Here is a 13766-nt window from a genome sequence, read left to right on the forward strand (position 1 = left end):
TTATTGACCTGGTTTGTTCATTTTTTCTGCCATTGGGGAAATTACCTAGCATCAGAGGTTATATTTTCAGTTTCACAACAAGAAGTTGCATTTACACCATTTTCTTCAACATCTTCTTTCGTGTAGAAAATTTCCCACTCGTTCCCATCTGGGTCATGAATCCAAAATTTATCTTGACGAGCGTAACAGCAGGTTGTATCAAATTCATCTATTTGTGAAAATATTCCGCTTTCCATAAGTCTAATCTTGTGTGCTTCCACCTCTTCTGTACTTTCAACTTGAAACCCAAAATGTCCAAGCTGATTTCCACTTACTTCATCTTGAAGGTTCAGAGTAAAGTTTAATCCTGGCGATTCAAGCAGGAACTTGGCATAATCAGGTTTTACCTTAACTGGAGTAGTCCCGAATAATTTGCTATAAAACTCAATGGATCTTTCTAAATTTGTAACGTTAAGACCAATATGTGTGTATTTCATTTCCGTTTCCTCCTACTATCCAATTATTTATGTGCTTGTTTTAACTTTCACAGCAAACTTCGTAGCTACAGCAATTTTCCTTAGAAGGAACAGAATTCTTTCGTGAATGAATATGCTGTAGCACATGTAAGAAACCCTGATAGAATGGTGTTTTATTTTTAACTGAATACCTATTTGCGGATATTTCTTTCGTCATTTCTTCCTTTTTCATTTCATAATAAAATTGTAATTCCATGTCGTTCAAGTACATATTCCCAGCCCCTTTTATTTGTAATTTACAAGTGTTTGTTTATTTAAAAGAGCAAGAAAGAATCCTTGCTCAAATTAACGGCTTACAACAAACGGTTGATTTTGACATTGCTTCGTTTAGAAGTTTTATTGATTTAATGACCATTTCTCTTTCAAACTCACTCATATTTGAAAACACTTCATCAAGATATTGATTCATATCTGCATCAATCTTCGCTGCCACATAGTTTCCTTGCGTAGTTAGTGATAGTTGCGTAACACGACGATCTTCAGGTAGGGGCGTTTTCACTACGAGTTCCATTTTAACAAGCGTTTGTATTTGACGGCTAAAGGTGGTGATATCCATCCCCAACGTTTCAGCCACCTGTTGCATGGAAGGTTTGTCATTGCGAAATATCTCATATAAAATATGGCTTTGGACAAGGGATACTTCTTTGCCTCCAATTTGACAACAATTTTTGTTCAATAGTCCAAAGCGCCTTGTCATTGTTTGAAAAAGTTCTCTAACATTTTCCATTTCTTCCACCTCTAATTTATTTATACACAATATACTTGTAAAATGCAACCTTTAAATGGATAATTTTGCAAATGATTTTATCTGTCCTGGTTATTTGTCGTTTCCGAAGGGAGGACAATCCTCATAATTCAATTTTAAAAATCATGAGGAACCAAATGATTCCGAACGGGAAATAGAGAAGTGCATGGATAATGTCCCAAAAAAGAGTTCCGGTTGAAACAGTATAAATCATTAATTCTGAGTGAAAAGAAAGCAGCGCGACTATGCCCATAGATAGGAATAAAAGGCTATTTGACCTTTTGGTTAGAAATGAGACAATGCTTAGAATAACCATCTCCACTGCAAAAATATGCCATGCAAGGACTTGCAATAACCAGCCGATAATCCCTATTGTGGAGTCCCATTCGATTGTTGGGTCAATGACAACATTTTGCAGAATTCCTGAAACAAATAATGCTATAAAACTGAGTTGTGCTATTGTTAAACTCCATTTTCCAACCTTGCCTAAAGGTTGCACCTCTTTTTTTAATCCAAACAGCGAGAACCAAAAACAAAGACAGAATGAAAGGGCTATAGCTGTTAAAGCGGTTGCTTGCGGGACTCCAAAAATCGGTAGTTCCCGATTTTGTGGGGTAGTGCCATGAGAGTAGGCGAATGCAATTCCATGAAGAATATAAAGACAGCACCCAATTATTCCACTAATCTTATAGAATCGTAAAAGTGAAAAGCGTTTTAATTCCACCAAAACATTCCCCCTTCGTATTCCTTCCAAATTATGAGATGTTTTAAAACTATGTGATAACTGTGAAATGAATGAAAAAAATCATGGAACTAATTTTTGTGAGGAGTTCCAACAGTAGGAATTTTCCAGTAGAAAGCAGAATATATATTTACATATTTTGTAAAAAGGAAGGTCGGGTATGAAAAAACTTTATGCCATATTATGTGTAATCGGAGGACTATTATGGGGATTAAAGCCAGGTTATGATTGGCTCGTCATAGGCAGAGAAATAAATACAGGTTATACACCATCCCATTGGACAGATTATTGTAAATTTTTGTTTCCACTGCTTTGTGTAGGCGGGATAATGGTGTTGTTTAACTTGTATAAAAAGTCCATTAAAGCTTCGGCTACCATCTTAACGATTTCATTAATTCTTCATACGCTATTTCATTTTTCGGAAATTTATATGCTAGATTCAAATATTCCATTCGGACTTCTCTTTTTGTTTACAGGATTAATCACGATGGTATTTGGATCCATCATCCTTTGTCGTCAATTAAAAAGAATCCAAAGTGTCCCAAGGTCTTTAGCTTATTCTGCTTTGTTATTAATGATTAGTACTCTATTATTCTGTCTTTTGCCTTTTGTCTCCATGAGTCTTGATGATTCAAGTGAAGGGCCTATTATGGTGTTCCTTATGTTCCTAGGGGGAGTGAGTTGGTCGGCAATCGGTGTGAGCCTGCTGTCTATTGTAAATAGCAAATCTAGTAATGTTCAAAGTGGAATGCAATTAGACGAATAAATCTCAACACTAAAATGGTGCCATGCAATCCTCCTTTATTTATTGGAGGTGCATGGCACCATTAGTATAAAAATATTTTCCTATATTGGTACGTTTATAGTGCTTAAAACAACCTCGAATTCTTGCTTATAAAATGGTGATCCTCACAACCATTACGATATGAGTAAAACTAGGATTTAGTTAGACATAACGTTTGAAATTCAGAAAAACATCTCTAGGAATGATTCTTTTCACTGGATGTTTCCTACGGCTCTGGTACCGATTGTAAGAATGCTTGAAGCGATTGTTTATTTTGTGAAAAATCAATTTCTAATACATCTCCAAGAGTATCATGGCGTTTGTTTTCAAAACTTCCATCTTCAGGGATGCGTAAAGTTTCAATCTCTCCGCTTTCTTTCGTTAAAACGTTTTTTCCGATACTCAATAGGGTAGAGGTGTGAATATTCGTGTCGAGGTATGTATGTAACAAATCTAATAGCTCGGGAAGTTTGGCTATATTTTGCAGACCTACGGCTTCTTCCTTTAATTTGGATATGACCTCTTGTTGTCTTTGAACACGACCAAAATCGCTCAAGCGATCCTGACGAAAACGAACATATCCTAGCAGTTCTTTTCCATGCAATCGTTGTTTGCCTTTTTCTAAAGTCATCTCGATTCCATCAGACATCTCATAGGGAATATCGACTTCAATTCCATTGGGTACAAGGAGATCAACGGCTTCTTCGAATCCTTCAAAATCAATCATCGCATAATAATGGAGGTTTACCCCAAAGTTTTCTTTAATGGTTTCACGTAGTAATTCAGGGCCGCCGAACGTAAAGGCGGCATTCAGTTTTTGTTGTCCATAATCAGGCACCGAAACAAGCATATCACGCATGAGCGAAATCAGTTTTATTTTACTAGTTTGTGGGTCGTAATGGGCAATCATAATGGTATCTGTGCGAGCTTGTTCTTCCCCGCGGGAGTCGCTTCCTAATAACAGAACATTCACTTCATCTAGTGTGTTTTCTTCTCCTTGAAATACTAGATTGTCTTCTCTTTCATATGTATGGTTGGGTTCGTCTTTCTTGAATGGTTGATTAATCGTTTTTATCGCCCCTTCAATGGACTCTATGATGGTAAAAAGACCAACCATAAAGACTCCGAAGAGCAGAAAGGCGCCAAAAACTCTCCCCCACTTTACTCTAAATCTACTCCTTTTTCTCCGTGACAAAACGTGCACCACCTAGCCAGAATAATGATAGCCAATCACAAATAACTGCCTCCTCCCTAAAATGGGAATCGACATGTTCCTACAAACTTCTTGAGAGTCCCATTATTTCATAAATTAATTTCAGTCTATTGAATATCAGATTACAGTTTGATGACAGGAGCACCCCAGGTGAAACCCGAGTGACCACTAGCTTTGTGTAACTTTAAAAAAATCCCATTTTTTCAATAAAATGTATTTGTACACAAGAAAAAAACTCCTATTGTAGAAGTGTTTGACCTTGTTTTGTTCCCTTTAAACAAACAAGTCTTCTACAAAGGAGTTTCAAAATGAACAAGAAAAGTATAGGACGTGAACTGCTCATTTGTCAATGTCTTTCCCAACTTCCACTGGAGGATTATGATTGTCCACTAATTGATTACGGGAAAAAATTTTCAACTAAATCCTTAATAAAAATTTTTGTAGCGGCCCAGTTGGACGAATGGGATTCGTATAAAAACATGGAAGAAAAGTGTAAAGTGACAGGCACCTCCCAGTTACTGGGAGGTGCCTGTCACTTGGATGTACTTGGGAAAGCACTTGGAAAACACTTGGAAAAATTAAAGGTGTACAGGCGCATCGTTTCATTGGTATAATTTTATTAGTCTAAATAATCAGAAAAAACATGTTGAGGAGGAATAAAGGATGGAGCATATTATAGTAGATACGCAGTACGGGGTCCGGACATTGACCCTTAACAGACCTGAGCGTTTGAATGCGGTGAATGATAAACTAAGCACGGAAATAATTCAGGCCATCTCTGAGGCTTCAGCCGATGATGAAGTCCGTGTTATCGTGATTACTGGAAGTGGAAGAGGATTTTGTGCGGGTCTTGACTTGACTGATTATGCGAAGCGAGACACAACAAATGAATCACGTCATAAAAAGTTGGACGACTTAGGGTGGGTTGGTCATCAAGCATTAGGAATTGTTCATTGTGATAAACCAGTTATCGCAGCAATAAATGGGATTGCTGCTGGGGCAGGACTCGCACTTGCTCTTGCATGTGATATGCGTTTTATGTCAGCTGGTGCAAAGGTAACAGCTGGATACATTCGTCGCGGACTCAGCCCAGATGCGGGTATGACTTACTTTTTACCGAGATTGGTTGGACAGGCCAAAGCCGCAGAATTGATTTATACAGGTCGGGACATCACTCCGGAGGAAGCTGAACGTTTAGGGTTAGTAAACGGAATCTTCCCTGAGGAGGAGTTTCATGAACAGGTGATGGCATTTGCCAGAACATTAGCCGAGGGGCCACCGGTTGCGATGACGCTCTCGAAAAGATTGCTTGCCGCTAGCCAGGACACAGATTTAACGACCATTCTAAAACAAGAATACTCTTCGATTAAAGTGTGTTTCGGAACGAAAGATGTTCAGGAAGGCGTACAAGCTTTTGCTGAAAAAAGAAAGCCTGTCTTTAGAGGCGAATAGTTTTTATAACTAAGGCTATATAAAAAGGATCTTCAGTTCAGATAGCGTGGAGAAAACTTAAATTTGCAGACTAATTAGCAAACGATTTTGCAACATAAATAGCAATTAATTATCATTCAATGAACACAAAAAAGCTTGGGATATCCCAAGCTTTTATTCTGATGTGGGCGTTCTCATACTCCCAAAGCACCCGTTCGTTAAACTCTATTTAAATGTGTATCTTTAAAATTAGTTGTATATTTAAGCCCGTAACCAATTGCTCTATCCATCCCTATATGAGCTGACCAAATTAACCCTACTGCCAACACCAACTGATTCGATAGGAGTAAACCTACTATTACAATAGTAATCGACAAACTATAAGTATGAAAGAGATTATAGCATTTTGCTCCAACTTTACTGTTAATCAAATACCCTATCATTGAAATGTCAGGTGCTAACAATAATAATAAAAACATTCCCCAACTGTACTCATTTTCCGAATAAAGATAGACACTTAACACAAAAACTGCCAGCCCTTCAATGTGTAACATAATTTTATTCAACTTTGTTTCCCCCACTTTTTCAATGTAATTCTTTAATACATAGGGTAAATCTCCTTTGTTAAAGATTACAGCCTCGTTGGTTAAGGAACTGAATTTTCATAATCTTTAAGTATATATTACCACATAATGTAAAAAAATCTTGAGTTTTCTTGAAACAGACCGATAATTACATAGCGATTCATAAGTAAAATAGCACCCTAATTCGCACGATGACACTATACTATGCGTTAAAATCGGCTTTGGGTTATCAATGTCACCCCAACTTAAAAAACAGCTTTATTTTAAATGTCTCTACTAGCAGGATAAATAGCATGATAGCCTAGCGTATGGTATATTAAAAACTTAGGATAATTACGACTACTTTTGCTCATAATTGTAACGGATGCCACGAACAGCCTCCGCCTAGTGAAAAATATGGAGGGATAAGAAAATGAATAAGCGATGGACCATTGATAAAATTAAAGAATTTGTTGAGAAGAATTCGGAAAGCAAGTTATTGACGACGGAATATCACGGATTTTCTCAAAAGTTATTATTTAAATGTTCATGTGGGAGCAATTTTGAAAAAACTTTTAAGAAATTTAAAGATAATCACCAGCGTAAATGTGAAGTGTGTCAACCGCCGAAAACATCACGCTAACTTGTGCTTGTTTAAATTGAATAGGAGTATACATGAAGCGTTAGTCCAAGAAGGATTAACGCTTCATTTCATGGAATTAATAAATTCCATAAAGTTTCAAACATAAAAGTAAAAATGGATATGTGCTAAGGAAAATAGATAAAGGGGAGAACTGATTTTGTAAGTGTAAAGTATCATGGTTTTGCGATAAGATGGTGATGAGAATAATGGTGGGGCAGAGTATGAAAAGATATAAGTTAAAGAAGAATTTTAAAGGGATAAAAAAAGGAACGCAATTCTATTTAATAGCTGAATCAGAATTCATCGGAATCAAAGAGTTTGTCTTACGATCAGAAGACTTATCAGTAAGGCTAGCGATCAGCGACAGTGAGTTGCGTAAGAACTTCTACTTATTATACGAAAAGCATAAGTGAAAATTAGAGTGTTGACAAAAATAGTATTACGTATTACTATTATCTCATATTCAAGATAAATGATTTCGAGATATATGTACGGACCCCATAAGACCTAACAATGCGTTTGGTTCAAATTCTAAAGATTTTTTTTGGACTAATATCTCGAATTAAAAATATTTAAAAATAGGATAATATGGATCGCTTTTCAAATAGATGATTCATTAGTTTTGATGTGGTTTTGTGAACAGTGCTTAGTTGATTGCTGATCTTGATAAAAAGGAGTTGTTTAAAAATGGGAAAGAAAACAATGGGGATTCACCACATCACTGCCATCGTTGGTCATCCACAAGAGAATGTTGATTTTTACGCCGGTGTTTTGGGTCTGCGTTTGGTGAAACAGACAGTAAATTTTGATGACCCAGGTACGTATCATCTTTACTTTGGTGATGAGGGTGGAAAACCGGGTACGATCATAACCTTTTTCCCGTGGGCGAATGCTTATCAGGGGAAAATCGGAGATGGCCAAGTAGGTGTTACTTCTTATGTTGTTCCTAAAGGTAGCATGGCATTTTGGGAGAAGAGACTTGCAAAGTTTGGCGTTTCTTTTTCTAAAATGGAGCGTTTTGGAGAACAATCAATCGTATTTGATGATCCACATGGCCTACATTTGGAAATTGTTGAAAGAGAAGAAGGCGAAAACAATAATTGGAATTTCGGTGAGGTAGTGCCTGAAGTCGCAATCAAAGGTTTTGGAGGAGCGACTCTATATTCAACTCGCCCTGATAAAACAGGAGAATTGTTAGAAAAAATTATGGGACTTGAGTTGGTTGGGAAAGAAGGAGAATTCGCTCGTTATCGTTCAACTGGTGATATTGGAAATATCATTGACCTAAAATTAACTACGGTTGGACGTGGGCAAATGGGGGTAGGAACGGTGCACCATATTGCCTGGAGAGCAGAAGATGACCAAGATCAATTAGATTGGCAAAAGTTTGTTGCAGCGAGTGGCTATGGGGTTACTGCCGTCCGGGATCGTAACTACTTTAACGCGATTTATTTTAGAGAGCATGGGGAAATCCTTTTTGAAATTGCCACTGACCCACCTGGATTTGCACATGATGAATCGCCCGATACGATGGGGAAACAATTGATGTTACCAGCACAATATGAACCACATCGAGAGCAGCTTGAGAGAGAATTGCTGCCAATCGAAGTTAGAGTGTTAGATTGATAGATAGCTGGAAACACCGCACATCTAGTACCCTTTGGTTGTTTATAAGCGATTTTACCTGGGGTTATGCTGCGTTTAGGAAAGGAGATTCATAATGAAACACATATTTCAAAAAGGGAAAGACCCGTCCAAACCGACCTTATTATTATTGCATGGAACCGGAGGAAACGAGTTAGACTTGCTTCCCCTTGCAGAAAGAATTGATAAAGAAGCCAATGTATTGAGTGTAAGAGGAAATGTACTAGAAAACGGTATGCCTCGATTCTTTCGCAGATTAGCTGAAGGGGTTTTTGACGAAGAGGACTTGATTTTCCGTACAAAAGAATTACATGAGTTTCTCGATGAGGCTGCGGAAAAATATGGGTTTGATCGCGATAAAATTATGGCCATTGGCTATTCAAATGGAGCGAATATTGCCGCGAGTTTATTGTTTCATTATCAAGATGCATTGATGGGAGCGATTTTGCATCACCCAATGGTGCCACGGAAAGGCATTGAACTTCCTAATTTAACCGGGAAGTATGTATTTATTGCCGCAGGTACGAATGATCCAATCTGTTCACCGCTAGAATCATCAGAATTACAGGATATGTTAACAAAGGCGAAAGCGGTCGTTGAGTTACATTGGGAAAACTATGGTCATCAACTTACTCTTCCGGAAGTGGAAGCTGCGGCACAGTGGTACAAAAGTTTATAAATGTTTCATAACAAAGCAAAGAACAAGCATCTAGAGGAGGAGTACAAAAATGAGTTTTTTATCCAATTTATTTGGGAAATCAAACAAAAAGGAGACAGAGAAAATGGAAAAAGTTAAATTAGCAGTTGTATTTTATAGCATGGGTGGAACAAATTATCAATTAGCAAAATGGGCTGAAGAAGGAGCAAAAGAAGCGGGTGCTGAAGTTAGAGTCGTAAAAGTACAAGAATTAGCACCTGATTCTGTTATAGAAGGAAATGAAGGATGGAAAAACACGGTAGAAGCAACGAAAGATGTTCCAGTTGCAACAGGGGAAGATATTGAATGGGCAGATGCGATTATCTTTAGTGCCCCAACTCGATTCGGAAACATGCCTTCACAAATGAAGCAGTTCCTAGATACACAAGGTGGACTATGGGCAACAGGAAAAACAGTGAACAAAGTTGTCAGCGCGATGACTTCTGCACAAAATCCACATGGTGGTCAGGAAGCTACACTTCTTTCCTTGTACACATCGATGATGCATTGGGGTGCAATTATTGCAACTCCAGGCTATACCGATCCAGTTCTATTTGCAGCAGGAGGAAATCCATATGGTACAAGTGTAACCGTTGGCCAGGATGGAAAGATGATTGAGGATGTTCAAGCAGCAGTCAAACACCAAGCAAAACGTACAGTAACTGTAGCGGAATGGGTTAAGAAGGGGAATCAATAGAACCAAAACGGTGACAGGCACCTCCCAGTTATTGGGAGGTGCCTGTCACCGTTTGCGTCACTTTTTTCAGCTTTTTCCGAACAACGGCAATCAAAAACAAGAATGGAATATAACCAAATAAAAAGATGAGTCCGCAATAGATAACGATTTTGGCAAAAAGGTTAGCATATTGGATTTCATCGATCTGGAGATTAACAAAGAAAAACATGATGAGAAATCCTACTAATAAGTAGGTTGGTTTTGTCTTAGGAATTGTTAATTTAATGCTCCTAATGGCCGACCATAGATTCACACATATCACAGGCATCACGACTAGTAGCCAGGTGAAAATAAAAATAAACTCAAAACGCTCTAAAAATGGAAAAGTAATAATTTTTATCATGGTCAAAGTGGGCCATGTTAAATGTTCCAACTTGCCTTGGGAAAAAAACATAAAGGTAATGAGTGTGATTGTTGTGTATAAGATGGTTGTATAAAGTAAAGCGATGTGCCCCCATTTTCCAGACTTTTCTCGGTCTTTAATAAATGGAAAAAAAACGAGTACAGTCTCAAATCCGAGAAAGATAGGTGCAGCTTCTTTCGTCGAGATGAGATAGTCCTTTACTCCATAATGAAAAACGGGTGAGAGATAGGAAACCTCAGCGTAACTAAGTAAATATAATAGAGAAAGCAGTAAAAAGCTTGGGATAATTACACCCCAAAAAGATATTGAGGTTACAACCCTAAAGCCGCCTGAAACAATGTATAGGATAATGACAGATAGAAGCAAGAAATACTCCCAGGGAGCAATTCCATCAAATACCCAAATCGGGAGAATATCAATATAGTTATGTAACGTGAATAAACTAAAGAGTGAAAAATATCCCGCAAGGAGAATATTTAAGGTACCACCAAGCAATTTTCCAAAAACGTCTTTGTGAAAGGAGAGGATGTCTCCATTACTTGACTGTTTTAGGATAAACAGCATCATGAAAAAGACTACATGCAAGAGTAAACCAAATGACAAAACAGAGATCCATGCATCATGCTTTGCACCCTTAATGATGTGTGCTTGAAATTTTAAAACACCAATCCCTGTTTGTGTACTATGGATTAGAAAGAACAGAAAGTAGGGTGATACCATTTTATTTTCTTTCACGATTGAGTTCATAAGAATCCATCCTAATAAGTTAGCTCTCAAGGCCAGAATGTATGATTTGTAAGTTCACGTCTACATGGATTGGTAAGGTTGGATAGAGTTGATAAAAACTTGCTTCATCCCAGTTTCGATCCTTGGAACGCACGATATTTCCAATTCCAAGGGGATCCACCTCATATTCTTTAAAGGTTAACAGCAAATCCCTAATCCCTTTTTCTAAGTTTGTACCAATTAATTTCTTTATCTTGTTAATTTCTTGAACTTTTTCAAGATTATATTTACGTGGGTGCTGAGACATGGTCATTTCTAGCTGTAAACGTAGGTTCATTTGTTTCTTCTTCGGATTCCAATCCCATTTGCTCTTACTTCGGAATGCCTTTATAATAATGATTTCACTTCGATTCCTCTCATCTAGAGGGATTTTAAAAGTTGCTTGTGAGCGATAATCTTCAAGAATGGAAAATAGAGCAGTTTGTTCTGAATCTAACTGGAGCTTAAATTTGTCCCCCTTAAATACGCCCATTCCTTCTACACTTACCATATCTTTTTCATCTATGTTGATCATCGGAACGTAAGCATCCATACCTTCTCCATAAAAGTGATTTAAAAAAACATGGAGGTTCATCGTCGGAAGACTCTGTCCTTGCATATTATGTTCAATCCGATCAGCTAAGGTAAGGGATTTTTCCTTTTTAAACGTGTTTAACGTTTCCCTAGCAGAATGTGTAGATACGGCAATATGAATATTCGTCCCTAGCTGCGGAGTTGTCATAAAGCGGTCGACCATATCCTGGATGCCTGCTTCAGCGTACTTTTTCCCAAATAACAACACCCTGATCTTTGAAAGTTCAACTGGAGTGCTGGTATGTGCCGCCATTTTAGGAACAAAGAGAACACTTGAAGATGCTTGTTCCTCTAAATATTCAATTTGATCACTGCTTTTGCTTTTGGTGTATTGAGGGAATAACGCAGTACCAACTAATTCTCCATTATCTGCTTGATCGAAGCCAAATACATGAACAATACTAATTTTGTCAATAATTCTCGTTCGATTGCAGCCCAATAAACTGACGATACAAACTAGAATGAAGAAAAAAATAAGATGCTTTTTCGTTTTTTTCATTTGATATCCAGCCTTTTTCGAAAATTATTCGGTATTTAGATCTCCATCTGGGTCTTTATCGTTTGCTGGAAAGAATCTCTTTAAACTTAAAGGCTTTAAATACCGAGGACGCTTGTTGTAGTTAAGATAATTGGGCCTTACAAAAGAGCCAACGACTCCTCCTTTTCGATAAGGAAAAAGTGGGAGAAGATAGGGGGCGCCTAATGATTTTAAGCGGGATAAATGCGTAATCAATAAAATTAAACCTACATAAATCCCTAATCCACCCCAAATAGCAGCCATTAGGATAAATGGATATCGTAACAATCGTACGGCATTGGACATTTTATAAATGGGAGTGGTGAAAGAAGACAAAGCTGCAAGCGCGACAATAATTAATAAAATATTACTCGTAAGTGCCGCTTCAACAGTTGCCTGACCAATAACGATACCCCCAACAATTCCAAGAGTTTGGCCAATTTTGGTTGGTAGCCTTGCCCCTGCTTCTCTCAGTAAGTCAATCGTAATCTCCAGAAATAACACCTCGATGACAGGAGGAAAAGGCACGTTTGCCCGTGAATAGATAATCGGACCTAATAAATCCTTTGGGACTACCTCAAAGTGAAAAGTAAAGACTGCGATATAAAAGGCACTAGCAAAAATTGAAAACATCATTCCAAAGATTCGAATCAATTTAAAAAACGATGCAACAATAGATGGGAGGTAGTAATCCTCCGGGTTTGAAAAAAACTCCATCAGAGTGACCGGTCCGATGATCGCATAGGAAGATTTATCACCTATCACTACAATTTGTCCTTGCAGAAGGGATCCTACTGTTCTGTCTACACGCTCTGTTGTGATAAATAATGGAAAAGGAGTTCTCGTATTGTCTGAAATCAACTGTTCTAGTTGAGTATTGTCAAAGGAAACATCGACATCAAGTTCCTTTATTCGCTGTTTTGCGGTGTCTATATAAGTTGGATTTGTAACGCCGTCTAAATAGGCAATGACGGCCTTTGTTTTTGTTCTCGACCCCACTATTATCTCTTCAAAGATCAGGTCGGAAGTACCAAGGTGGTCTCTTAATAAATGTAGGTTTGTTGAAAGGTCTTCGATAAAACCAATCTTCGGTCCAAGTACACTAAATTCGTTTTGGGTGTCATTGGTTTCGCGTTGCCCCAACCGAGCATAACTAATATTAAGCAGGGCGAATTCGTCTTTTTTATCCTTAAAATAGACCACAACTGAACCTTCATGAAGGGCTTTTTCAACCTCATGGTAATCTTTTGTGAATGTAATCCCTTCGATTGGGATTATTTCCGTAAGATCAGTCAGCTCCTTTATGGCAGAAGCCTTTTCCTTAATAAAAGGCAGTACCGACTTTTGTAGGATGCTGGGGTCGATTAGTGTTTTATAAAAACTGATTTGTAATAGATGTTCTTCTTCAAGTAGCGAGATCGTTGTAAAATCGCTTGATTTCTTAGCCCTTTCAAACACATCGCTGATTGTTTTATCTACCGTATCATATCTTCTTTTGGGCAATTGTTTGCCTCTTCGCTTTCTAAACATAACTCCACCTAATCTCGCACAAAAATACAAATCGTACTGGTAGTATCTTACAATAGAATTAGAATTATGTTCAAAATAAGGAAATGAACAAAATTTTATTCGGACCGTCTTGTGCTTTTTCAATACGCTCGCGGTTTTTTTTAATAGTTGGTGTGTGTTATTGGAGGGTTGGAATTGTGAAAAAATTTACACTCTTGTGCACTAGTATTTTTAGAATGGTTCTTTTAGATAACATCTAAACCTTCCCCTGGAAAATAGGAGATGCTATTGTGATATAGGGAAT

The 13766-nt window shown here is 37.7% G+C and carries 16 protein-coding genes; 8 read left to right on the top strand and 8 right to left on the bottom strand.

Going from position 1 to position 13766, the window contains the following annotated elements:
- Nucleotides 1–41: 41 nt before the first annotated feature.
- The 3 genes from H0185_RS15520 to H0185_RS15530 form a co-directional block, all read right to left on the bottom strand.
- Nucleotides 42–476: an ArsI/CadI family heavy metal resistance metalloenzyme gene (locus H0185_RS15520; protein WP_221874424.1), complete on the bottom strand. Its 435-nt coding sequence runs from the start codon at nt 474–476 to the stop codon at nt 42–44.
- Between the two features lie 319 nt (nt 477–795).
- The gene (locus tag H0185_RS15525) at nt 796–1242 is read right to left on the bottom strand and encodes a MarR family winged helix-turn-helix transcriptional regulator (protein WP_221874425.1); all 447 of its coding nucleotides are present in this window, start codon (nt 1240–1242) and stop codon (nt 796–798) included.
- A gap of 121 nt (nt 1243–1363) precedes the next feature.
- Nucleotides 1364–1987: a hypothetical protein gene (locus tag H0185_RS15530; protein ID WP_221874426.1), complete on the bottom strand. Its 624-nt coding sequence runs from the start codon at nt 1985–1987 to the stop codon at nt 1364–1366.
- Nucleotides 1988–2162: 175 nt separating this feature from the next.
- Between H0185_RS15530 and H0185_RS15535 the strand changes: the two genes are divergently transcribed.
- Complete coding sequence (locus H0185_RS15535) at nt 2163–2768, top strand: hypothetical protein (RefSeq protein ID WP_221874427.1); 606 nt, start codon at nt 2163–2165, stop codon at nt 2766–2768.
- A gap of 244 nt (nt 2769–3012) precedes the next feature.
- Here H0185_RS15535 and H0185_RS15540 read toward each other — a convergent pair whose 3' ends face one another.
- A complete protein-coding gene (locus H0185_RS15540; RefSeq protein WP_246629226.1) occupies nt 3013–3981 on the bottom strand; it encodes an LCP family protein in 969 nt (322 codons plus the stop codon).
- Nucleotides 3982–4307: 326 nt separating this feature from the next.
- Between H0185_RS15540 and H0185_RS15545 the strand changes: the two genes are divergently transcribed.
- Both H0185_RS15545 and H0185_RS15550 read left to right on the top strand, forming a co-directional pair.
- Nucleotides 4308–4613 (top strand): hypothetical protein, encoded by a 306-nt coding sequence (locus H0185_RS15545; protein ID WP_221874428.1) that lies wholly within the window; start codon nt 4308–4310, stop codon nt 4611–4613.
- Between the two features lie 49 nt (nt 4614–4662).
- A complete protein-coding gene (locus tag H0185_RS15550; RefSeq protein ID WP_221874429.1) occupies nt 4663–5451 on the top strand; it encodes an enoyl-CoA hydratase/isomerase family protein in 789 nt (262 codons plus the stop codon).
- A gap of 197 nt (nt 5452–5648) precedes the next feature.
- On the opposite strand, the gene H0185_RS15555 is transcribed toward H0185_RS15550, so the two are convergent.
- The gene (locus H0185_RS15555) at nt 5649–5996 is read right to left on the bottom strand and encodes a DUF4260 domain-containing protein (protein WP_221874430.1); all 348 of its coding nucleotides are present in this window, start codon (nt 5994–5996) and stop codon (nt 5649–5651) included.
- A gap of 430 nt (nt 5997–6426) precedes the next feature.
- Here H0185_RS15555 and H0185_RS24075 point away from each other — a divergent pair, with 430 nt between their 5' ends.
- The 5 genes from H0185_RS24075 to wrbA all read left to right on the top strand — a co-directional run bounded on the left by H0185_RS24075 (nt 6427) and on the right by wrbA (nt 9674).
- Nucleotides 6427–6636 carry a hypothetical protein gene (locus H0185_RS24075; RefSeq protein WP_246629227.1) on the top strand — a complete coding sequence of 70 codons (210 nt, stop codon included), beginning with the start codon at nt 6427–6429 and terminating at the stop codon, nt 6634–6636.
- Nucleotides 6637–6857: 221 nt separating this feature from the next.
- A complete protein-coding gene (locus H0185_RS15560) occupies nt 6858–7049 on the top strand; it encodes a hypothetical protein (protein ID WP_221874431.1) in 192 nt (63 codons plus the stop codon).
- 274 nt (nt 7050–7323) lie between these two features.
- Nucleotides 7324–8262 (top strand): ring-cleaving dioxygenase, encoded by a 939-nt coding sequence (locus H0185_RS15565; protein WP_221874432.1) that lies wholly within the window; start codon nt 7324–7326, stop codon nt 8260–8262.
- 94 nt (nt 8263–8356) lie between these two features.
- Nucleotides 8357–8959, top strand: a complete 603-nt coding sequence (locus tag H0185_RS15570) for an alpha/beta hydrolase (RefSeq protein ID WP_221874433.1) — start codon at nt 8357–8359, stop codon at nt 8957–8959.
- Nucleotides 8960–9062: 103 nt separating this feature from the next.
- Entirely contained in the window at nt 9063–9674 is a 612-nt protein-coding gene (wrbA, locus tag H0185_RS15575; protein ID WP_221874434.1) for an NAD(P)H:quinone oxidoreductase, read from the top strand.
- A gap of 28 nt (nt 9675–9702) precedes the next feature.
- Here wrbA and H0185_RS15580 read toward each other — a convergent pair whose 3' ends face one another.
- From H0185_RS15580 to H0185_RS15590, 3 genes are read right to left on the bottom strand one after another with little or no spacing between them, the layout of a single operon-like run.
- The gene (locus tag H0185_RS15580) at nt 9703–10824 is read right to left on the bottom strand and encodes a GerAB/ArcD/ProY family transporter (protein ID WP_221874435.1); all 1122 of its coding nucleotides are present in this window, start codon (nt 10822–10824) and stop codon (nt 9703–9705) included.
- A gap of 19 nt (nt 10825–10843) precedes the next feature.
- A complete protein-coding gene (locus H0185_RS15585; protein WP_221874436.1) occupies nt 10844–11935 on the bottom strand; it encodes a Ger(x)C family spore germination protein in 1092 nt (363 codons plus the stop codon).
- A 24-nt stretch (nt 11936–11959) separates the two neighbouring features.
- Nucleotides 11960–13483, bottom strand: coding sequence for a spore germination protein (locus H0185_RS15590; RefSeq protein WP_221874437.1), 1524 nt, complete (start codon nt 13481–13483; stop codon nt 11960–11962).
- Nucleotides 13484–13766 lie beyond the last annotated feature (283 nt).

Source organism: Mesobacillus maritimus, from assembly GCF_019749255.1.
Classification (GTDB): Bacteria; Bacillota; Bacilli; order Bacillales; family Cytobacillaceae; genus Mesobacillus_B; species Mesobacillus_B maritimus_A.